We start from the raw sequence: 21852 nt of genomic DNA on the forward strand, positions 1-21852 counted from the left end.
GAATGATGGCCACCAGGCTTTCTCGGCTCGCTGGCTCCGCTCCAAAAGGATGGGGAAGCAGCTGCCTTTGCGGAACTTGGGGTCTTGAACTCAATAGTACCTAGGCGGGTATCCCAAAGGCGAGACCGATAGCCGTTTCGATACGCCTTACCTTACACCTTTTGGCCCGTTCATTCGTACCGTTAGGCTCCCGCAAGTTCGCTCACCTCAAGTTCCGTGAGCTCCTGAGCGAGCCAGCAAAGCGCTTCGTGCAGGGCGTCGAGTTCTCCTCATATCTTGCGGTAAGAGATCGCGAAGCACTATCTTAAAGTCTAAGGTCGCCAGAGGCTTCCTCCTTTCGGGAAATTGATGGTCCCTCCTAAAGAAGAGCTTCTGATGATCCTTTTTGTTAAGAAAATCGCAAGGACGGATGAGACCCTTGCATTTTTACTCACACCTGAGAATTTAACCCTTTGTCTACGGGCAATTCGTCGGTCATCAAAGTGACAGGGTAGGGGCGCGTCAGTGAGACGCCTGACGTCCCTTGGATCACGTTTGCCGTGGAGATGGAAGAGGGGACGGCGGAGTAGGCGCAGGCCGAAAACGCCAAAGCGATGGCCAATGTCCGTAGGGCCATGCAAGCGTTTAACATTGAAGAACGTGGCATCCAGATGGTGTGTCTCAACAGATGCAGCTGGAATACGAGGTCGATCAGAGGCAGAAAAAACGTGGTTTCCGCGTCGTGCAGATCTCCGCATCACGGTGGAGTGGTTCGATTAAGTCGGTCACTGCTCGACTAGTTCGGGCGCGCAAGGGGTCAACCGCAGAGAAAGTGTGCAGTTCGGCTTCCTCGACTTCCTCGACCGCTCGGCGCTGCAAAGAGTGACGCTTAAGCGAGCGAAAAAGACGAGGCGTTGGCCGCCGTGCCGGTCTGAATATCGTTGGTGTCCGCTTGATTGAGTAACAGCCGGTCGGCATGGCGCTGATGCCGATGGTCTGCGTCGCATATTGAAGTGGTGAAGGCGGCAACAGCATCTCCGTCAACGGTAATATTTTCGGGTGGACTGGTTTGTGTGGACTGGAATGGGAAGCGGCCGTCCAGATTGCCTATGAGGTTCGGTGAGCCGTTGTGATGTGTTCATTTGCAGTTGTTGACATACAGTTATTGACACTCCCAGAGCATCTTGTTACACTGGCCGTGCGCGGAGAAGGCCTTAGTCCCGATGCCGCGACCGAGTATCCTTGGAAAACCCCGCGGGATGACACGCGAGGGTCACGCGCGAATTCGAGGGCAGAGCAGAGGTGACTCAATGTGTCCACGGTGGTTGTCGTCGGCATGATGTGGGGAGATGAGGGGAAGGGTAAGGTTACCGATTTTCTGGCCCGGCAAGCGGAAGTGGTGACGCGCTACCAGGGGGGCAACAATGCCGGACATACTATTTCATTTGGAGGAAAGAAATACAAACTTCATCTAATTCCCTCGGGTATTTTTTATCCAGAGAAGATGTGTGTGCTCGGGAATGGTATGGTTATCGATCCAAAGGTTTTTGCTGAGGAGCTGGTGTACCTACGGGAAAACGGGATTTCGGTGACCAATCTGTATGTTAGTGATCGCGCCCATGTGATTCTACCTTATCACATCAGGATGGACCTTGCAGAAGAGGAGCGCAAAGGTAGTGGCAAAATCGGTACGACGCGCAAAGGAATCGGCCCGGCGTATGTGGACAAGGTAGCTCGCGCAGGTATTCGCGTCGCCGATTTGTTAGATGAAGATATATTCCGCGAAAAGTTATACCGCGCCGTAGACGAGAAAAATTGGATCTTGGAGAAGGTATACGGGACGGGAAGATTTGACCCCCAAACTATCTATGAGGAATACCGCAGTTACGCCGAGATTTTCCGCCCTTTCGTTACGGACACCTCCCTTTTGCTAAATGAGGCTATCGATCAGGGACGGCGAGTGTTGTTTGAAGGGGCGCAGGGCGTAATGCTCGATATCGATCACGGTACGTATCCTTACGTTACTTCGTCTAATCCAATTGCAGGTGGCGCATGTGTCGGCGCCGGAGTGGGGCCGACCAAAATTCACCGTATAGTGGGTGTAGCCAAGGCATACACGACGCGCGTGGGCGATGGCCCGTTTCCGACGGAAATCCATGGTGAGATTGCTGAATATATCCGCGAGCGGGGCCACGAGTACGGGACGACAACCGGACGACCTCGTCGTATTGGCTGGTTTGACAGCGTGGTTGTCCGCTATGCGCAGCGCGTGAGCGGCATTACTGACTTGGCAGTCAATAGTCTCGATGTGCTTTCTGGTTTGCCCACGGTGAAAATCGGTGTTGCTTATAGATTCAGGGGGCAGATTCTCGAACATTTCCCGGCTAATTTGCGTGTCTTGTCCGAATGCGAACCAGTGTACGAGGAAATGCCTGGGTGGACAGAAGACATTACTAATGTTCGTTCTCTGGAAGATCTACCGGTCAACGCCCGTCGTTACCTCGAGCGTATTGTACAGTTGACGGGCATTCCCCTTTCCCTTTTTTCTGTAGGTCCCGGCCGCGATCAGACGATTGAGGTGCGTGACGTGTGGACATAGTGGCACTCGTGAGATGCGATTGCTGTGCAGTATTATCTGTCTACTTCATTGTATACACGTCGAGGACACGTTAATTTCATACGGGCAAACTTCCGCACAAGTCGTTCATGGGCCAACCATTCCCATTCGTCCTCAAGAGGAGGTAGGTATGGGCGGTCTGTTCTTCGTTTGAGCGCTAGCTGCAGAAGATGATCTGCCAAAAGTGGATTTTTTGCCAGAACCGGTCCGTGCAAGTAAGTTCCGAAGACCGTACCTTGCACCACACCTTCCAAACCGTCTTCCCCGTTGTTGCCGTGACCGCTCACCACCGTAGCTAACGGCGCTACACCTGGGCCAAGGTAAGTACGTCCCGAATGATTTTCATAACCGACTACCGTGCACTCAAAATTGAAAATCGTAAGTTTGCTAACAACATTGCCTGTCAACCGTCTCTGGCCTCCGATGGTATAGAAGTCCAGCAGCCCCACGCCTTCAATCCGATGGCCGTTAACCGTTTCAAAATAGTGGCCGAGCAACTGGTAACTGCCGCAGATTGCCAGGACAACGGTACCGGAAGCGACCGCTCGAAGGAGCGTGTCTCGTTTTCTCAGCAGATCTTCCGCCACTTGCATCTGCTCCCGATCTTCACCGCCGCCTGAAAACAACAAATCGTATTCCACGAGGTTCACATCGTCGCCGATGCTGATGCGGTCCACCTGCACTTCAATTCCGCGCCATTCCGCTCTTTTTCGTAAGACAGTGATATTCCCTCGGTCGCTGTAGATTTCTAGCAAATCAGGATATAGGTGTCCTATTTTAAGTTTCAACGTACACACCACCTTTCTTCAGTAAGTAATCTCGAACGGCATACAATGACGTATACGTCGACAAAATGACAAGCGTATGGCCAACTGTCAGTTCGCTAAGCGCGACTTCCACTGCCGAAACGTCGCCTTCTCGGATCATCGTGACATCCTTCAAATCGGCATACTTCAAACGGACGGCAATGTCGTACGCACGTGTTCCGGCGGCGATTATTCGTTTTATATTTTTTTGTTCCTTCAGCTGTTCTAAATGTACATCCCAGATCCATGACACGTCGGTACCGTCAGCATCTCGGTCATTCAAAATAAATACTAGAGTGATTGGACGGTCTATTCGGATAATAGTTTTTAGTACTTGGTTACAACCAGTAGGATTTTTTACTAGAACTAACCATGTTTCCATTTCGTTTCCAACCATAAAACGTTCCATTCTACCAAGTCCGATTTTTAATCGTTTCATCTCATGTGCAATAATCATTGGCTTTACTCCTAACACCTTGGCTGCAGCAATGGCTGCCAGGACGTTGTAGACGTTATAAAAAGCCGGCGTGTCGACAAAACCGCTCTCTCCGTCTAGTTCAAACGCGACTCCACCGTCTTGAAGGCGTACGTTACGTGCTGTCACATCCGGCGTTGGACGGCGAAAACCACATACGGGGCACTCGTAAAATCCTAGTTGCCCGTAATAATATAGTTGGTACCGTAGCAGCGCTCCACAGCGTCGACATAATTTGCCGTCCCTAATTTCCTCTTGTTTGTTCATTGGCATTTTGGTTGACTCTACACCGTAAAAGATTGTCTTCTTTTCTTGCGGTGCCACCGACGATGCCAGCGGATCGTCGGCGTTTACCACTACAATCGTGTATGGGGGCGTTCGTTTTAGCGCGCGTTCGACCATGTCCACGACTGCTTCGAGTTCCCCGTATCGGTCTAGTTGATCCCGAAAAAAATTGGTAACAACAACTACTTTCGGTGGTATATGATCAATCACTTTGCAAAGTGTTGCTTCATCTACTTCTATTACTGCCAATTGATTATTATTTGATGCCGCGAAACCTTCAATAAAAGCTGTAGTAATACCCTCGATTAAGTTAGCTCCCAGAGCATTTGAAATCACTTTATTTCCGTTTTTTTTCAATAAATATGTTAATATATTGCTTGTAGTTGTTTTTCCGTTGGTGCCTGTAACAAACACTACTCTGCCTTCCAACTTTTTGCCGTAGTAACGTAGTAGATCTGGACAAATGCGGAGCGCTATCGCACCTGGTAAGGTTGTCCCCTTACGGCCCAAGGCCATCAGTAAACGTTTGATCGCTTTGGCCGTCCCGATCGCTGCCCATGTTCTTAAAACTTTGAAGTAAGACATTTTCATCCCACCTATCGTTCATCGGCTGAAGTCCAGCTTCATGATAGCTTGTTCGCGGCGATCCCGCAACGAACGCCCTGTTCATTGACAACGAACAGGGGTGTCGGTTAAACTTCATCTTATCAGGACGAGCCAAGCCGAGCTCAGACAGAGCGGAGCTGAGGAGAGCGGAGTCCGTATTGTATTTCGCCAACCGCTTCACTGTTCCGAAGCTCCCCTCTGTATGCTTCAAACGTATACAAGGGGGAGAAACACCGTGTACGATTCCACGATACTGGCCTCCGAAGAGAGGGAGAAGGTTTACCGGACCTATTCCGGCGTGACTGTTCAAAGGCGGCTGAACAAAGAGACGAGCTCCTCGGGGATCGAGCGGTTGGTGGATCGCTTGAATCATGAGAAAGGTGCTCTGTTTTGTAGCGGCGTGGATTACACCGGACGAAACACGCGCTGGGCCGTCGGATTTGTGAATCCGCCGTTAGAGGTCATCTCTCGGGAGCGTATCGTCAAGATTCGGGCTCTCAATCAGCGGGGCGCCTTGCTTCTGCCCGTTTTTGAGCGATGGATATCGCGCGAACCGGCCGTGGATGAAATCCGGCTCGCAGAGGCGCATTTGACGGTCACTGTGAAGCGCAGGGCGGAGGTAGTCGTGGAGGAAGAGCGCACTAAGCAGCCGTCCGTTTTCAGCGTGATTCGCGCCATTCAAAAAGCTCTTTTCACAAAAGAAGACGTTTTTCTAGGGTTATATGGCGCCTTCGGTTACGATCTCATCTTTCAATTTGAGGATCTTGAACCAATGAAACCACGACATGAAGATCAGGTGGATATGCATCTTTTTTTGCCGGATGAGATTTGGGTGGTGGATCAGAAAACCGGCGATGTTTTTCGCGTCACGTACGACTTCTCGGTCGGCGCAGAATCGACCGCAGGATGGCCCCGTGAAGGTACTTACTACCCTTTTAAGCCTTCTTATGATCGCCCCCTTCCGCCGGATCGTCCCAGTTACTTCGCCGACCTTGTCCGGAAAGCGATGCCGTCGTTCTATGAGGGTGATCTGTTCGAAGTGGTTCCTTCACAAACGTTTTACCGTCGATGCGCGCTGAAGCCGTCGGAGGTTTTTAAAAATCTGATTCGGATTAATCCAAGTCCGTATGAATTTTTCATACATTTAGGTCACCAATATTTGATCGGAGCTTCTCCGGAAATGTACGTGCGTGTGGTGGGACGTCAAGTGGAGACCAGCCCGATATCCGGCACGATCAGACGGGGAGCTAATGCCCTGGAAGATTCCGAGAACATCAAGAAGCTTCTCAATTCGGCCAAGGACGAAGCCGAATTGACGATGTGCACGGACGTTGATCGCAACGACAAATCCCGCATTTGCCTGCCGGGGTCCGTTCAGGTGATCGGAAGGCGGCGAATCGAGCAGTATTCGCACCTGTTTCATACGGTGGATCACATCGTCGGTGAATTGTCCCCTGGCTACGACGCGCTGGATGCCTTTATAACCCACATGTGGTCGGTGACCGTTACCGGAGCGCCGAAGATTGAGGCAATGCGGTGGATCGAGGCGCATGAGGAAACGTCGCGCGGATGGTACGGCGGGGCGGTCGGATGGCTGAACTTTAATGGCAACATGAACACTGGACTGACAATCAGGGCCATCAAATTGACCAACGGAATGGCAGAAATGCGGGTGGGTGCGACGGTCCTTTATGCTTCCGATCCCAAGGCTGAAGAGGAAGAGACGCTGATCAAGGTGGCGGTTCTCATGCAGGCACTGGAGGTGCCTGGTCGCGACGATGATAAGAAACAGGCATATCGTCCGCGTTTTGGAAAAGGGAAAAGGGTGTTGCTCGTGGACCATGAGGGTTCATTTGTGCATATCTTGGCGAATTATTTCATGCAGACGGGAGCCGAGGTTCTGACAGCACGTTCCGAAGCGGCGCGAAGGATGATCGAGGAGAATCCGTCGTACAATCTGGTTGTATTGTCTCCTGGGCCGGGAAGGCCGGAACGCTTTCAGATGAGCGAAACCATTGCGCTGTCGATTTCTCATCGGCTTCCCTTGTTTGGCGTTTGCCTCGGTTTCCAAGGCCTGGCGGAATACTTCGGCGGCCGTCTGGAAGTGCTTCCGAAACCTGCCCACGGGGAAAAATCCGCAATTCGCATCCTAGAAAACGATCCATTATTTGATTCTTTGGGTGATACCGTGCTTGTCGGACGTTACCATTCTCTTTACGTACGAGACTTACCATCATCTTTGAAGTTGCTGGCAGAGACGGAAGATGGGATTCCTATGGCTTTTCGTCACCGGCAATTGCCAATCTATGCCGTGCAGTTTCATCCCGAGTCCATCTTGAGCCTTTCCGGGAACGCAGGATTGGTTATTATCGATAATATTATGAAGATTCTAGCTTATTAATAACTAGACTTACTTCGATAAAATTATTTTTTGGATTTATACTAGTGTTTATATAAAAATGTTATCACATATCATTGGAGCATGTTTATTTATGAGAGAGGGGTATTCGTAATGACTAAGTATATCTTTGTGACGGGCGGAGTTGTTTCCTCGCTTGGAAAGGGGATTATCGCCGCTTCTTTGGGACATCTGTTGAAAAGCCGAGGTTTGAATGTCACGATTCAAAAGCTTGACCCGTACATCAATGTGGATCCGGGGACGATGAGCCCATATCAGCATGGGGAAGTGTTTGTGACGCATGATGGTGCGGAGACTGATCTGGATTTAGGGCATTATGAACGGTTTATTGATATTAATCTAACGAAACACAACAGTATTACCACGGGTCAAATTTACTCCTCTGTTCTGGCCAAGGAGCGTCGCGGCAATTACCTAGGCGGAACGGTCCAGGTGATCCCCCATGTCACTAACGAGATTAAGGAGCGGATCCGCCTCCTTGAAAGAAAGGACAGTCCGGACGTGGTGATCACCGAGATCGGCGGCACGGTGGGCGATATTGAGAGCCTGCCTTTCTTGGAGGCCATCCGTCAAATTAAATCCGACGTAGGTCAGGAAAACGTGATGTATATACACGTCACACTTATTCCTTATGTAGCATCGACAGGAGAATTGAAAACCAAACCGACGCAGCACAGCGTCAAGGAGCTGAGAAGCATCGGCATTCAACCTAATGTGCTTGTGTGCCGGACCGAACGGCCACTTACGGAGGAAATCAAACATAAGCTGGCATCGTACAGCGACATCGACCTGGAAGCGATCATCGAAGCGCGTGACGCGGAAATCTTATATGAAGTTCCTTTGATATTGCACGAACAGGGGTTAGATAATTTTGTTATTCGGCATTTCAGGCTCATGACCGGCGATCCCCGGATTGAAGAATGGCGACAGATGGTGAAACGCATGAAGCACCTGGATGGCCAGGTAAAAATTGCGATTGTTGGCAAGTATGTTTCGCTTAAGGATGCCTACTTGAGCGTTAAAGAGGCGCTTTATCATGCGGCTGCTTTTCATGGAAAGAAATTGGAAATCGAGTGGATCAACTCTGAAGAGCTGACTCCCGGCAGCCTTGTCGAACGGCTTCGGGGGGTGGATGGAATTCTCGTGCCGGGAGGATTTGGCCGCCGCGGTATTGAGGGCAAGATCCTGGCCATTCAGTATGCTAGAGAAAAGCGCATTCCTTTTTTGGGGATCTGCCTGGGGATGCAGCTGGCCAGTGTAGAATTTGCGCGCAATGTCCTGAAGCTGGTGGACGCCAACAGCACGGAGATGGACCCGAACACGCCCCATCCGATTATCGATTTACTGCCCAATCAGGACGGGAAGGTGCTGGGCGGCACCATGCGGCTGGGAGCTTACCCCTGTCGACTTCTGCCGGGCTCCCGTGCACAAGAGGCCTATAAGGCGGAAGAGGTGGCGGAGCGGCATCGCCATCGGTATGAGTTTAACCTCCGCTACAAAGAAATGTTTGAGCGGCATGGGATGCGGATCACTGGGTTCTCTCCCGATGGCCATCTGGTGGAGATTGTGGAATATACCGATCACCCCTGGTTTGTGGCCACGCAATTTCACCCGGAATTTACCTCTCGCCCGAATCGACCTCATCCGCTGTTTCGTGAATTCATTCGAGCGGCGATGTTCTACCGGGAAAGCCGGGGGCGCGCGCTGCATGATGAACATTTTTAAGTATGATCGGCAGGGGCGTGTAACCCCCTCTATGTCCCTGTGAGATACATGATGATTAAGTGAATGTATTTTAGCGATGAAGGGACCAGCCAGTACGTGGACGTTGTCTATTTTACAGGGTCTGTTTCCGCTGTGTAAACTAATCCAAACCGATTTTATCATGGCGGTTATCCTCTGATCCGATACTAAGTATATGCACCAAGGATTTATCATGGCAATCTTTCACGGACGGCAGAGACCAACGTTTCGGTCACATAGACAAATAGCATTGCAGAAGTGAACAAACCTTCAACGCAACTCGATCACTGACCGTTTTCGAGAATATTAAGAAGAAGATAAGGTAAAATTTACCATTTTATTCCTCTGTCAACTACGTGCTGGTAGAGAAGCTCCGAATGGAGCAAAGATGGCACCCACGATGGCTTGACTTACTCTACGGCCCGCGCTTTGTTGACACGGTGTCCGGCTCGTGGTACGATAGTTCACGTAAGCATGCGGCGAAGAAATATGTTCAACGGCGACGCGGGAGGATTGAATCGCCGGCGGACCCATTACGTTGATTTGCCCCGTCTCTCGTGAGGGAAGGGGCATTCGTTTTATCTCCAGCTGGTCGCCCGACGAGATGGAATGGCAAAAGGCGGCCGCGAGCTGCCTGACGGGGTGCCTTTCGGTGATGGGCAACCGAGTATCCAGCAACTAAACCGGATGGGGGGAAGGCAAGATGAACACAAACACAGAACAAGTCACCTGGCGCAACAAGGTCGGTCTTGCGGAAATGCTCAAGGGCGGCGTGATCATGGATGTCACCACCCCTGAACAGGCCATCGTCGCGGAAAAGGCTGGCGCCGCCGCCGTGATGGCGCTAGAGCGTGTGCCCGCCGACATTCGCCAGCAAGGCGGCGTGGCCCGAATGTCCGATCCGAAAGTCATTAAAGAGATCATGGAAGCAGTTACCATTCCGGTCATGGCCAAGAGCAGGATTGGTCACTTCGTCGAGGCCCAAATCTTGGAAGCCATCGGAGTCGACTTTGTGGACGAGTCGGAGGTCCTCACCCCGGCGGATGAGGAGCATCACATCTGGAAGCATGACTTCAAAGTACCCTTTGTTTGCGGGGCCACTAACCTGGGGGAGGCTCTGCGGCGCATCGCTGAAGGGGCGGCAATGATCCGCTCGAAAGGGGAAGCGGGGACGGGAAACGTGGTTGAAGCCGTGCGACACCTTCGTTCCATTCTGAGAGACATCCGGAAGGTGGCGGCGGCGCCCGACGATGAACTCCCCGCCATCGCCAAGGAACTGAGGGCTCCTCTGGAATTGGTGAGAGAGGTAAAAGTACTTGGGAAGCTCCCGGTTCCCCTTTTTGCCGCCGGTGGTGTCGCGACGCCGGCAGATGCTGCTTTGCTGATGCAGTTGGGCGCAGAGGCGGTGTTTGTAGGGTCGGGCATTTTCAAGTCCGGCAATCCGGAAAAGCGGGCCAGGGCCATTGTGCTGGCTGTCCAGCATTATGACGATCCCGAGCTCCTTGCCAAGATCTCTGAAGACTTAGGAGAACCGATGGTGGGGATCAATGTTTCGGCGATTCCTGCTGAGGAGCGCCTAGCGGAACGGGGTTGGTAAAGTTGAAGGCGCGCATTGGAGTTGTTGCTTACCAGGGGGCGGTATCCGAACATCTGCGCGCCTTAGAGCGTGCCGGCGCCAAGGCGTTGCCTGTTAAGTGGCCGCGGGATCTTGAAGGCTTACAGGGCGTCGTTATCCCGGGCGGGGAGTCGACGGTCATCGGCGATGCCATGCAAACGTGGGGGCTCCTCGACGCACTTCGGGAATGGGTTCGGGATGGGGGAGCCGTCTTCGGCACCTGTGCAGGCGCCATCCTCATGGCCACGGAGATCAAAAACGGCAAACCCGATCAACCTCGGCTCGGCATTATGCCGCTGACGGCAATCCGCAACGGTTTTGGAAGACAAGTGGATTCTTTTGAAGCGGACATTTGCGTCAGAGGCATCGAGGGGGCGGCTTTCCGGGCGGTTTTCATCCGTGCCCCCTACTTTGAGGTGACGGATCCGGAAGTTGAAGTGCTTGCGGCGGTCGATCACAAGGTGGTAGCCGCGCGCTACGGCCGCCATTTGGCCACGGCGTTTCACCCGGAGTTGACAGATGACCTGCGCATTCATAACCTGTTTATCGAGATGGCGACAGGCGGGCAAAAAAACCCTGGATGAGGCAGCTTCTTTTGGCTCCTCATCCAGGGTTTTACTTTGCCCTGTCGCCGGTTGGGGTGCGACCTAGACCTGGGAAACGGGATTGTGCCAGTCCTGGAGGGCGGAGACGTCCAACGGCGTTTCTTGAGAGATCGTTACCAACATTTTTACCACCGCTCGTGCCGTGTCGAGGTTGACGAGGCATAGGATGTTGTGTTCAACGGCTGTCCGGCGGATGAGAAACCCGTCTAGGTCACCTTCACGATCGTGACGAGTCAAAGTGCTGATGACAAGATGGATGTCCCCATTTCGAAGAAGATCGAGGACCCGGGGAAGACCTTCGGAGATCGAGTGGATCGGGGTATGGGGGATCTTGACGGCATCGAGGGCCTTAGCCACGGCGCCGGAGGCCAGAATCCGGAAGCCTAACGCGGAAAGTGCGGCCGCCAGGGGGAGAATTTCGCCCTGGTCGTGCTCGGCAACGGAAATCAACGCCGTTCCTTCTCGAGGCACCCGATATCCCGCGGCCAGCAGCGCTTTGTAGAGAGCACGGGCGACATCCCGATCGGTGCCCATGACTTCGCCCGTAGATTTCATCTCAGGGGAAAGGGTCACGTCCACCCCGCCGAGCTTTTGCCATGAAAATACTGGAACCTTAACCGACACCCGGTTGGGCTCGGGCCAGATCCAGCCATACCCCTCGAGGCGTCGGCCAGACGGAAGGTTCACTTGATGCCGAACGACCGGCGAACCGGGGCCGGGACGGTAGCCCAGTTCCTCCAAGGTACGGCCAACGGCGATCCGAGTCGCCATGTACGCGAGCGGGATGCCGGCGGCTTTGGTAAGAAAGGGCACCGTTCGCGACGCCCGGGGGTTGACCTCCAGCACGTAAACCCTGCCGCCGTGGACCACGTACTGAACGTTGATCAGGCCTTTTACGCTAAGAGCGAGGGCGAGTCGGGTGGTGTAGTCAAGGACTTGTTTCCTGATTTCCCGGTGAACGTCCATGGCCGGATAGACGGCGATCGAATCGCCGGAATGGACGCCAGCCCGTTCAATGTGTTCCAAGATGCCACCGATGAGAACCTGGCGGCCATCGGAGACGGCGTCCACTTCAATTTCCTTGCCGGGCAGGTACTTGTCGATCAGCACAGGGCGGGCTTCGGACACTTCCACCGCCGTGGCCATGTACGCGCGGAGTTCTTCTTCGCGGTAGACGATCTCCATTGCCCGACCGCCGAGGACGTACGAGGGTCGCACGAGCACGGGGTAACCGATTCGGTTGGCGATGCGTGCCGCCTCGTCCACGGTCACGGCGGCGCCGCCGGGAGGTCGAGAAATCCCAAGCTCGGCCAAGAGCTTGTCGAATTTCTCCCGATCCTCTGCCCGGTCCACTTCTTCCACGGGGGTGCCGAGCAAGGGAACGCCTGCTTTTGTCAGAGGGCCGGAGAGGTGGATGGCCGTCTGGCCGCCGAACTGGGCCACGACGCCAGCGATGTCGTGTTTGTCCGTCCATTCACCGCCTTCTTGCTCAATGACGTTCAGAACGTCCTCTACGGTGAGCGGCTCGAAATAAAGGCGGTCGGACGTGTTGAAGTCGGTGGATACGGTTTCTGGGTTATTGTTGATAATCACAGACTGAATTCCTTCTGCTCGCAGGGCCCAGGCGGCGTGCACGGCGCTGTAGTCGAACTCGATGCCCTGGCCGATGCGGATAGGGCCGGACCCCAGGACGATGGCTTTCGGTCCGACCAGGGGCTTCGCTTCGTTTTCACCGTCATAAGTGCTGTAGTAGTAGGGCGTGGTCGCTTCGAATTCGGCCGCGCACGTGTCTACCATCTTGTACACGGGTCGCACGTCGAGAGACTTGCGGAGACGGCGGATGGCCAGAGCGTCTTTTCCCACCAGCTGGCCGATGGTGGCGTCGGAAAAGCCCAATCGCTTGGCTTCCCGGAGAAGGCTTCGGGTGAGTCCTTCATAGCCCGCCTGGGCGAGGCGCTGTTCCATTTCCACGATTTGGCCAATTTCCCGGATGAAGAATTTGTCGATATGGGAAATTTCGGAAATGACCTTCCATTCCCAACCTCGGCGAAGGGCTTCAGCGATGGCAAAAAGCCGTTCGTCGTTCGGCGTAACAATCTTTTGCTCCAGCTCCTTGTCCGAGGCTTTTTGGATTTCCGGATGCCGTAGGCCGTCGTGTCCTATCTCCAGAGAGCGTATGGCCTTTTGCAAAGCGCCGGGAAAGGTGCGGTCAATGGCCATCACTTCGCCGGTGGCTTGCATCTGAGTACCCAACGTACGGCTGGTCTCCGAAAACTTCTCAAACGGAAAGCGGGGAATCTTGACCGCGACGTAGTCGAGAGCGGGTTCGAAAGCAGCATAAGTGGTTCCCGTGACGGGATTTTTGATTTCGTCCAGCGTAAGGCCGATGGCGATCTTCGCCGCGATCTTCGCGATAGGGTAACCAGTGGCTTTCGACGCCAAGGCCGAGGAACGGCTTACGCGCGGATTAACTTCGATGACGACGTAATCTTGGCTGCGGGGATTGAGTGCAAACTGGACGTTGCAGCCCCCCTGGATGCCGAGGGCGTGAATGATTTTGAGCGCGGAAGAACGGAGCATCTGGTATTCCCGGTCGGTTAGGGTCTGGGACGGCGCCACCACGATAGAGTCGCCGGTGTGGACGCCCACCGGATCGATATTTTCCATGTTACAGACAGCGATGGCGTTGCCGGCGCTATCTCGCAGAACCTCGTATTCGATTTCTTTCCAACCGAAAACGCTTTGCTCAATGAGGCACTGACCGATCGGCGAAAGTTTAAGGGCGCGGTTCACGATCTCAGCAAGCTCTTTCGCGTCTCGCGCAAAACCTCCCCCTGTTCCCCCCAAAGTATAGGCAGGGCGCACGATGACAGGAAAGCCGATTTGTTCGGCGAAAGAGATGGCCTCGCTCACGCTGGTCACGATGGCCGATTCAAGGACGGGTTCGCCTATGGAACGCATGAGCTCTTTAAACGCCCCTCGATCTTCCGCCTGTCGGATGGCCTGAAGAGGGGTTCCGATGAGCTCGACGCCGTACTTTTGCAGCACACCGGCTTCGGAAAGCTGGGCTGCCAGGTTGAGTCCGATCTGGCCGCCGAGGGTGGGCAGGAGCCCCTGGGGTCGTTCCCGCGCGATGATCCGTTCCACGAACTCTGGAGTAAGAGGTTCGAGATAGGTTCGGTCCGCCATCTGGGCGTCGGTCATGATGGTCGCTGGGTTGGGATTCACCAGGATCACCTGAAGACCTTCTTCCCGTATGGCCTGCAGGGCTTGGGTGCCGGAGTAGTCAAACTCGGCGGCCTGACCAATAATTATAGGCCCGGAGCCTATCACCAGAACCCGCTTGAGTTCTCTCTGTTTCGGCATAGCTTTCCTCCTTGCGCTGGATCTTCTGCTCTGGCGCTATTTTTTACGGTCCAGCTCCGTCAGGAAGCGTTCAAGCAGATAACGAGATTCCTGCGGGCCTGGAGAACCTTCAGGATGATATTGGACCGACCAGACGGGGCGCTGAGTGTGCATGATCCCTTCAACAGTGTTATCGTTTAGGCTGCGATGGGTGACGACGACCTCCGGGGGAAGCGAGGATTCCTCAAGCGCATAGCCGTGGTTATGGGAAGTGATATAGATCCGGCCCGTGAAGCAGTCTTTAACCGGGTGGTTGGCGCCCCGGTGGCCAAACTTGAGCTTGACGGATTTTCCGCCTAAGGCTAACCCAATGATCTGGTGGCCTAAACAAATGCCAAACAACGGGACGCCCGCCGTTATGAGCGTCCGAGCGATGGCCACCCCTTCACTCACGTCTTGGGGATCGCCGGGGCCATTGGAGAGCAAAACTCCCGCAGGATCCAGGGCCAGAATCTCTTCGGCGGTAACGGTGGCCGGCACTACGGTCACCGGATATCCGAGATTGGTCATAATGCGCAGGATGCTCCGCTTCACCCCGAAATCGACTACCACGACCCGCGGTTTTCGTCGGCGGCCGTCTTCAGGCTCGAGGTGGTAGGCGGTGGGGGTGGTGACCTCCAGGACCGGACGGGAGAGAACGAACGCTCGAGCTTGGCGTTGAAGTTCCGTCAGCCACCTCCGAAGGGAAGGGGAGAGATGGGGGATCCGCCACTGACCATCAAGGGCGAGGATACCGCCTCTCTCCTCGAGCTTTTGGTCGGCCTCAGCAGGACCCTCGTTGGCGGTCGCCAATACGCCCCGCAGGGTTCCTTTTACGCGCAAGTGTCGCGTGAGCGCCCGCGTGTCAATACCGTATAGGCCCGGGATTTCGTTTCGGGCGAGGTATTCGCTGAGCGACTGGTTAGCCTGCCAGTGGCTGGGATCCATGCAGAGTTCCTTCACGACAAAGCCCCGAACAAAAGGTTGTCGGGACTCGAAGTCTTCCGGGTTAATGCCGTAGTTCCCTACAAGGGGGTAGGTCATGACAACGATTTGCCCCGCATAGGAGGGGTCCGTGAGAATCTCTTGATAGCCAGTCATGCTGGTGTTAAAAACGACTTCGCCGACGTTTCCGCGCGGAGCCCCAAAGGCCTCTCCTTGGAAAACGGTGCCGTTTTCAAGAACAAGGTAGCCTTTCATCGCCCTACTCCCCTCAGCGCTTGATCGCACGGGCGGGCTTACATAAGTACTGCATCGCCCTTCCTACAAGGATATCACGAAGTATGCCACCGTTCCACATCTCATGAACAGATGTCCCGGTCGCCCCCTGCTTTCACGAGGAGGTGCTCGCAGACCGAATTTCCATACCGCCGCAGTGCTCCCCTCCATAGGCGTCACTTCCTGCGGAACTCGCGATAAGGTCATATAGCCAACGACCAAGGCGAACTTGAGTCTTTGCCGTATTCTCGTCACGGCGGTGGTTTGTGCCACATACCGGGCATGTCCCCTTTCGAGTCGAGAGCGGAAGTTCATAAAGCACGTGGCCGCAAACGTAGCACGTCTTCGACGTTGGCTCGTAGTGGTTTGCCTTCACAAGCCGCAGGGCCCGAAGCTTGGCTTTCGCTTTGAGAAGCGCCCGGGAGGTGCTCCAGCCGACAACGGCAATGTGCCAGGCGAGGTGGCCGTTTTTGAGCATACCGGCTACGTTTAGGCCTTCGATCGCGATCACCGGATGCACCCGGACGAGTTCGGCCGTGAGTTTGAGGAGGAAATCCAGCCGGATGTTTCGAACGTTGCGGTGGAGTTTGGCGACTTCGAGGCGCGCCTTTTCGTAGTTCTTCGTGCGTTCGACGAGCCTTCCGGTTTTGTCCCGCACGCCCCGGCGGGAAAGCTTACGCTGAAGTCTCTTCAGGCGACGAAGTGCCTTCCCGAGCGGCTTAGGCGCTCCAACTTTCCGAACCCCCTTTCGTCCACGATCGTGGCGTACGATTCGAGGCCGACGTCGATCCCCGCCGCAGGTCCCCTTGGCGGAAGGGGATCGGGAATCTCTTCTTCCACCGTGAAGCTCACAAACCACCGATCGGTTTCACGGCTTACGGTGGCGTGAAGGATGCGGCCTTGCGGGAGATACGTGCGCATGGAACCGCCTTTCTTCCGGTGATTGGGCTTCTCTTTCGGGCACACGGCGCCGATCCGAGAAAGTACGATGTGCCTCGTCTTTCCGGGATAGCGCCTATCGTTTTCATCGAGAAGGAGCCGAATCGTCCGGAACTGTTGTCCAGCCGGAAACTGTCCTGCCGATCGTGTTTACGGCGGAACTTGGGGTTGCCGACCTTTCTTCCAACCTTCAAGCCGTGGAAATAGTTCTTTAGGGTCTTTTTAAATTTCGAAGCGCTTCTCCTACATTGTCCTACATTGTAGGTAAAGCAGGCGGTCCCGGCGTGTTTGGCAGCAAGGAGGATGCGTTGCTCTGCATTGGGATCGAGCTCGTAGCGGTAGGCTCTATGGACCTTCATGTCGAAGCGCCTCCAACGCCTTTTTTGCCCGGCGTTTCGCAGAACGCTTGCCGTACAGGCGGGCGGCCAGGGAAGTGAGCACTTCGGTCATATCGCGCACGAGGTCGTCGTCCACCTCTCTTTCTTCGACCACCAGAATGCGGCGCCCTTGCGCCCAAAGAGCGGCTTCGAGGAATTCAAAGCCAAAACGCGTGAGCCGATCCCGATGTTCTACGACGATTGTCGTCACGTTCGGGTCGGAAAGGAGTTTCAAAAGTTCCTTCCGCCTGCCGTTTAGACCGGACCCGATTTCCTTCACCGTCTTTCCGACCGAAAGGCCCTGGGCGTTCGCAAACTTCAGAAGCCTCACCACCTGCCTTTCCAGATCGGCCTTCTGGTCGGAAGACGATACCCGATAGTAGAGGGCGACAATACCTCCCTTTGCAGGTTCGGGTTCGTGAACGAGGATTGTACCCGTGGGGGTGTTTTCAAACGGCACGGGCCCTTTACCTTCTTTGAATCAACGTCATGTAGTATTGTAGGTGATGTTATGTCTTTTTGGCTGTTAGCTGAGTTTAATTTGTGTGTTTTTTAGTGTTTTATTATAAAAATGAATGCATGTAAACATATTTTTATATAATAGCGACCACTTTTAATAATGGAAATAATTATAAATGTTAATACGAAAACTAGAATACGAAAACTACCAATTTATAGCATTGTGGGCCCGGTATTTAGGGGGATCACGAAGCGAGGCATTTATAACCAAACAATAGACGGAAGGTGAAGAAAAACGTTCGGAGTCTTGTTGACTTCCCTCGGTCGTCTTGTTACACTTTGATCGGAAGAGACGGCAGCAAGCGTGCCTTGGGACTGAGGTCACCACTATAGGGGTACAAGAGGCTCGCCTTGCTTAAAGGAGGAATAAACTTTCATCATGTGCGTTAGGCGCGTTAGGATGGAACGGATTGGAGAACAGTCACCCGACGTCTGGAGCGTTGAAGGGGCAGATCGGGAACTGCACGAAGAATGTGGTGTGTTCGGGATCTGGGGCCATCCTGAGGCGGCGCAGTTGACTTATTACGGACTGCTTGCACTGCAACATCGGGGACAAGAAGGCGCGGGTATAGTCAGTTCGGATGGCCGTCGTTTCGCCGTCCACCGTGGACTTGGGCTGGTAACAGAAGTGTTCCATTCTGATTATTTGCAGAGACTTCACGGAGATCGCGCCATTGGCCACGTTCGTTACCCGACGCACGGAGGTAATCGGCTTGAAAACGTTCAGCCTTTGGTGTTTAACTACCGCGGCGGCGAGCTGGCTGTGGCCACCAATGGCGCACTGGTCAATGCAGAGGCGCTCAAACATCATTTAGAGCAACAGGGTTCAATTTTTCAGTCTTCTAGCGACACGGAAGTGATAGTTCACCTGATGGCCCGCTCCGCTCATGACGAGCTGGTGGAGGCCGTTAAAGAATCGTTGCGGCTACTCATCGGGGCTTACGCTTTCTTGATCCTAACCAATGAGAAGATGATTGTGGCGCGAGATCCCAACGGTCTTCGTCCTCTTTCGCTGGGACGGCTTGGAGAAGCATATGTTTTCGCTTCAGAGACCTGTGCACTGGATGCGGTAGGCGCCGAGTGGATCCGGGATGTGGAGCCGGGCGAAATGATCGTAGTCGACCGGGACGGCCTTCGCGCTCAGCGCTTTGCTCCCGTTGCCAGGCGAGCGATTTGTGCCTTTGAATACATTTATTTTGCGCGCCCTGACAGCAACCTTGAAGGCGTAAACGTGCATGTGGCGCGCAAGTTGATGGGAAAACGGCTGGCGGAAGAGGCTCCGGTGAAGGCGGATGTCGTAACGGGGGTTCCCGACTCCAGCATTTCGGCGGCCATCGGCTTTGCCGAAGCCAGCGGGATCCCTTATGAAATGGGGCTGGTGAAAAATCGTTACGTCGGTCGGACTTTCATTCGTCCCGATCAGGCCAAGCGCGAGCTCGGCGTCAAGATAAAGCTTATGGCGATGCGCAAAGTGGTAGAGGGCAAACGCGTGGTGATGGTCGACGATTCGATCGTCCGGGGAACGACCAGCCGTAGGATCGTTCAGCTTTTGCGGGATGCCGGTGCAAAAGAGGTGCACGTCCGCATAAGTTCGCCAATGGTTAGGTACCCCTGTTTCTATGGCGTGGACATCTCTACACGGGAAGAGCTGATCGCCGCCCACAAAGAAGTAGAAGATATACGGAGGACGATCGGCGCAGACAGCCTGGCTTTTCTGAGTCTTGAAGGGCTGCTCGATGCGATTGGCCGGGCGGGTCCGCTGTCCGGCCTGTCGCGAGGCTACTGTTTGGCCTGTTTTACGGGGGACTATCCGACAAAGCGCGTTTGATGCATCCAGGCATGTGTGGCACTCTGCCGTCGTCCGGCCGGAGGGATCAGTGACGCTAGGTTTTCCACCGTTCGGAAGCGAGGAAGAAGGAAGATAGGTGAAGGCGGGGGCAATCCATGAAACGGCTGTTTTCTCAGATCACCGTGTTTGTCGACGGGATGTGCGCTTTATGTTGGCGAAGGAGCCTCTGGGTCTGCTGATTGGGCCGGCTTTGCCTGTTTGAGTGGTATCATGAAAGACGTACACTTTGCGGATTACGGTCTAAGTTTTTCTACGGTGAATTTAGTGCAATTCGGTAAGACAACTGGGGACATGCCTGCATATTGAGGGCGGTTTTGATGCGGTGATCGTCATCGAAATGTCTGCCGCTGCTTTGGCCTCTTCTTATCCTTCGCCGTCTTGTTGCGGTACCTCAAGCTGAGCCCTGCGCTCTACCGCCGGGGGAACCGGAGGGTTTTCGTCGAGGGAGCATTCGAATACGGATCACGTCCAGGTGTCCGTGGGGAAAGATCCTTGACGGTGTTGTATGGTATCTTTCAATTGAGCCAATAATAATTAAACTTGGTCTTCAAGGTCGGGCAAACAGTCCGCGATCGCGTCCATCCAGTATTCGCCTCTTTTTCCCATCAATACTATACTTAAACTGTAAAACGCGATCTAGAGAAACACTATCCGCTCCACAAAGCCTCTGAAATACTGGGTGTACATCCCATTACTTTGCGCCGCTGGGAAAAGGCGGGCAAAATCCGTTGCATCCGCACGCCTTCCGGCCAGAGGCGCTTCCCCAGGGGCGAAATCCTGCGCCTCCTGGGTGAAGATCTGCCTTCCGGCTAAAGGGCTGTCATTTACGCCCGCGTATCTTCGGCCAAGCAGACCGGGGCGGGCAACCTGGAACGCCAGAAGCAGCTCCTGGAGGAACACTGCCGGGCCAGGGGCTACGAAGTGGTTGCCGTCATCACCGAACAGGGCTCCGGGCTCAACGAAAAACGCAAAGGGTTGGCCTGGCCTTTCAAAATGGCCTGCGAAAGACAGATGGACCTCAAAGTCTCCGCAGGAAGAATTCGTGCAGGACATGCTCTCTATCCTCACCGTTTTTTCGGCCAGGCTATATGGTTCGCACAGCAGGGAGTTTCGCCAAAGGGTGCGGGAGGCCATGACAGATGCGGCTAAAGACAGAGACAGGAAAACCCGTAGACATGGTGACAATCCCGGGCCGGATATACCTGGATGATATGGCAAGAAGAGAAATCATTTCCTTCATGGCCGATACCAAGCGGCTAAGCGCACCGCCTACCAGGCACTGGGGTGGAGAAAGAAGACGGGCGAAATTGTTAAGGACCTCTACCGGAAGTTTTCTTCCCCAACGCCCGCTGGTGCCAGTGGGCCGTGGAGGACGCAAGGGCCACCCTCGAGAGCCAGAAAGAGCAGGTTAACATGCACGTTTCGGACCTGGAGGCCAAGATCGAAAAGGCCGTGGAGAAGCTTAAGCATACTAGGAACAAACTCCACCGTCAGGGCATCCAGATGCGGCTCGATCGGCTCCAGGCAAAACTCACCTACTGGAAAGGTTTTCAGGACCGTGATGACGTTCCGCCCGCCGTCTTCGGCGGCAGGAAAAACCTACTTAAGCTTCAGCGGGGTTGCCAACAGCTAAAAATGTGATTGATCTTCATTCTTTTCTTTGCTAAAATATACCCATGAAACTCAGCGAGTGGGCCAAAAGGCGCGGCATCACCTACAAGACAGCATGGCGCTGGGTCAAAGAAGGCAAAATGCCCGTGCCGTTTGAAATCACTCCCACGGGTACAATCCTCGTTCACGAACCCGAACCTGCAAAGGGAGGTATTGTCGCCCTCTACTATCGGGTATCGTCTTCCGACCAGAAGGCCGATCTGGAAAGGCAGGTGGTGAGGCTTCTGAAGTTTGCGAACGCCCAGGGCCTTTCGGTCGGAAAGACGGTGAAGGAAATCGGGTCTGGTCTAAACGGCAGGCGGAAGGAACTCTTGAAACTCCTTTCCGATCCGAACGTGACGACGATCGTCGTGGAACATCGGGATCGGCTCACGCGTTTTGGCTTTGAATTCCTCGAAGCCGCTCTTCGGGCGCAAGGGCGCCGCATTCTGGTGGTCGAAGAAAGAGAAGTGGACGACGACCTCGTGTGCGACATGACCGAAGTGCTCACTTCCCTGGCCGCCCGCCTGTACGGCAAGCGTTCTGCGAAACGCCGGGCAAAAAAGCGTTGGAGGCGCTTCGACGTGAAGATCCATAGAGCCTACCGCTACGAGCTCGATCCCAACAAGGAACAACGCATTCTCCTCGCCAAGCACGCTGGGGCCGCTCGCTTTGCCTACAACTGGGGCCTCGCGCGGTGGAAGGAGATCTACGAAAACGAAGGCCGCACGACAAGCGCCTATGAACTTCACCGCGAACTGAACCG

At 54.3% G+C, this 21852-nt stretch carries 16 protein-coding genes and 4 pseudogenes; 11 read left to right on the plus strand and 9 right to left on the minus strand.

Going from position 1 to position 21852, the window contains the following annotated elements:
- Positions 1 to 266: pseudogene (locus tag C7438_RS09440) on the minus strand (transposase); the annotation flags it as partial.
- Positions 267 to 1291: 1025 nt separating this feature from the next.
- On the opposite strand from C7438_RS09440, the gene C7438_RS08660 reads away from it, so the two are divergent.
- Positions 1292 to 2578 carry an adenylosuccinate synthase gene (locus C7438_RS08660; RefSeq protein WP_121444971.1) on the plus strand — a complete coding sequence of 429 codons (1287 nt, stop codon included), beginning with the start codon at positions 1292 to 1294 and terminating at the stop codon, positions 2576 to 2578.
- 32 nt (positions 2579 to 2610) lie between these two features.
- Here C7438_RS08660 and C7438_RS08665 read toward each other — a convergent pair whose 3' ends face one another.
- Positions 2611 to 3393: a type 1 glutamine amidotransferase gene (locus tag C7438_RS08665; RefSeq protein WP_252393344.1), complete on the minus strand. Its 783-nt coding sequence runs from the start codon at positions 3391 to 3393 to the stop codon at positions 2611 to 2613.
- On the minus strand, positions 3374 to 4747 hold the full coding sequence (locus tag C7438_RS08670) for a MurT ligase domain-containing protein (RefSeq protein ID WP_170143678.1): 1374 nt from the start codon (positions 4745 to 4747) through the stop codon (positions 3374 to 3376). Before C7438_RS08670 ends, C7438_RS08665 begins: the two co-directional genes overlap by 20 nt.
- Before the next feature lie 256 nt (positions 4748 to 5003).
- Here C7438_RS08670 and C7438_RS08675 point away from each other — a divergent pair, with 256 nt between their 5' ends.
- The 4 genes from C7438_RS08675 (at position 5004) to pdxT (ending at position 11129) form a co-directional block, all read left to right on the plus strand.
- A complete protein-coding gene (locus tag C7438_RS08675) occupies positions 5004 to 7169 on the plus strand; it encodes an anthranilate synthase component I (protein ID WP_211322166.1) in 2166 nt (721 codons plus the stop codon).
- A gap of 111 nt (positions 7170 to 7280) precedes the next feature.
- On the plus strand, positions 7281 to 8912 hold the full coding sequence (pyrG, locus tag C7438_RS08680; protein WP_121444975.1) for a CTP synthase: 1632 nt from the start codon (positions 7281 to 7283) through the stop codon (positions 8910 to 8912).
- Positions 8913 to 9633: 721 nt separating this feature from the next.
- Positions 9634 to 10527 (plus strand): pyridoxal 5'-phosphate synthase lyase subunit PdxS, encoded by an 894-nt coding sequence (pdxS, locus tag C7438_RS08685; RefSeq protein WP_121444976.1) that lies wholly within the window; start codon positions 9634 to 9636, stop codon positions 10525 to 10527.
- A gap of 2 nt (positions 10528 to 10529) precedes the next feature.
- Positions 10530 to 11129 carry a pyridoxal 5'-phosphate synthase glutaminase subunit PdxT gene (gene pdxT, locus C7438_RS08690; RefSeq protein ID WP_211322167.1) on the plus strand — a complete coding sequence of 200 codons (600 nt, stop codon included), beginning with the start codon at positions 10530 to 10532 and terminating at the stop codon, positions 11127 to 11129.
- 63 nt (positions 11130 to 11192) lie between these two features.
- Here the strand turns inward: pdxT and carB are convergent, their stop codons facing one another.
- The 6 genes and pseudogenes from carB to C7438_RS08710 form a co-directional block, all read right to left on the minus strand.
- Positions 11193 to 14516 carry a carbamoyl-phosphate synthase large subunit gene (carB, locus tag C7438_RS08695; RefSeq protein WP_121444978.1) on the minus strand — a complete coding sequence of 1108 codons (3324 nt, stop codon included), beginning with the start codon at positions 14514 to 14516 and terminating at the stop codon, positions 11193 to 11195.
- Between the two features lie 36 nt (positions 14517 to 14552).
- On the minus strand, positions 14553 to 15734 hold the full coding sequence (gene carA / locus C7438_RS08700; RefSeq protein WP_121444979.1) for a glutamine-hydrolyzing carbamoyl-phosphate synthase small subunit: 1182 nt from the start codon (positions 15732 to 15734) through the stop codon (positions 14553 to 14555).
- 133 nt (positions 15735 to 15867) lie between these two features.
- Positions 15868 to 16524, minus strand: a complete 657-nt coding sequence (locus tag C7438_RS09300) for an RNA-guided endonuclease InsQ/TnpB family protein (protein WP_245956604.1) — start codon at positions 16522 to 16524, stop codon at positions 15868 to 15870.
- Positions 16443 to 16673: a hypothetical protein gene (locus tag C7438_RS09445; RefSeq protein WP_245956607.1), complete on the minus strand. Its 231-nt coding sequence runs from the start codon at positions 16671 to 16673 to the stop codon at positions 16443 to 16445. Before C7438_RS09445 ends, C7438_RS09300 begins: the two co-directional genes overlap by 82 nt.
- A complete protein-coding gene (locus C7438_RS09510; RefSeq protein ID WP_211322169.1) occupies positions 16628 to 17050 on the minus strand; it encodes a helix-turn-helix domain-containing protein in 423 nt (140 codons plus the stop codon). The genes C7438_RS09445 and C7438_RS09510 overlap by 46 nt, the downstream gene beginning before the upstream one ends.
- Positions 17037 to 17549: pseudogene (locus C7438_RS08710) on the minus strand (IS607 family transposase); the annotation flags it as partial. The gene C7438_RS09510 and the pseudogene C7438_RS08710, both read right to left, overlap by 14 nt.
- 438 nt (positions 17550 to 17987) lie before the next feature.
- On the opposite strand from C7438_RS08710, the gene purF reads away from it, so the two are divergent.
- The 6 genes and pseudogenes from purF to C7438_RS09450 form a co-directional block, all read left to right on the plus strand.
- The gene (gene purF, locus C7438_RS08715) at positions 17988 to 19415 is read left to right on the plus strand and encodes an amidophosphoribosyltransferase (protein ID WP_121444982.1); all 1428 of its coding nucleotides are present in this window, start codon (positions 17988 to 17990) and stop codon (positions 19413 to 19415) included.
- 681 nt (positions 19416 to 20096) lie between these two features.
- Positions 20097 to 20249 (plus strand): annotated as a pseudogene (locus C7438_RS09660) (MerR family transcriptional regulator); the annotation flags it as partial.
- Positions 20250 to 20258: 9 nt separating this feature from the next.
- Positions 20259 to 20585, plus strand: coding sequence for a recombinase family protein (locus C7438_RS09665; RefSeq protein WP_121444981.1), 327 nt, complete (start codon positions 20259 to 20261; stop codon positions 20583 to 20585).
- 216 nt (positions 20586 to 20801) lie between these two features.
- Complete coding sequence (locus C7438_RS09185; protein WP_245956603.1) at positions 20802 to 21077, plus strand: hypothetical protein; 276 nt, start codon at positions 20802 to 20804, stop codon at positions 21075 to 21077.
- Between the two features lie 35 nt (positions 21078 to 21112).
- A pseudogene (locus C7438_RS08735) lies at positions 21113 to 21684 on the plus strand (IS607 family transposase).
- Positions 21671 to 21852, plus strand: a 182-nt coding sequence (locus C7438_RS09450) for a helix-turn-helix domain-containing protein (protein WP_170143582.1), incomplete at its 3' end; no start/stop codon positions are given. The pseudogene C7438_RS08735 and the gene C7438_RS09450, both read left to right, overlap by 14 nt.

The sequence above is a fragment of the Brockia lithotrophica genome (assembly GCF_003633725.1).
GTDB classification, from domain to species: Bacteria; Bacillota; Bacilli; order Thermicanales; family DSM-22653; genus Brockia; species Brockia lithotrophica.

Bases quoted from the DNA above. Each gene is read 5' to 3' on its own strand.
- C7438_RS08670 (WP_170143678.1), bottom strand. From the start codon at position 4,747: ATGTCTTACTTCAAAGTTTTAAGAACATGGGCAGCGATCGGGACGGCC.
- pyrG (WP_121444975.1), top strand. From the start codon at position 7,281: ATGACTAAGTATATCTTTGTGACGGGCGGAGTTGTTTCCTCGCTTGGA.
- pdxS (WP_121444976.1), top strand. From the start codon at position 9,634: ATGAACACAAACACAGAACAAGTCACCTGGCGCAACAAGGTCGGTCTT.
- carB (WP_121444978.1), bottom strand. From the start codon at position 14,516: ATGCCGAAACAGAGAGAACTCAAGCGGGTTCTGGTGATAGGCTCCGGG.
- carA (WP_121444979.1), bottom strand. From the start codon at position 15,734: ATGAAAGGCTACCTTGTTCTTGAAAACGGCACCGTTTTCCAAGGAGAG.
- C7438_RS09445 (WP_245956607.1), bottom strand. From the start codon at position 16,673: ATGCGCACGTATCTCCCGCAAGGCCGCATCCTTCACGCCACCGTAAGC.
- C7438_RS09510 (WP_211322169.1), bottom strand. From the start codon at position 17,050: ATGAAGGTCCATAGAGCCTACCGCTACGAGCTCGATCCCAATGCAGAG.
- purF (WP_121444982.1), top strand. From the start codon at position 17,988: ATGGAACGGATTGGAGAACAGTCACCCGACGTCTGGAGCGTTGAAGGG.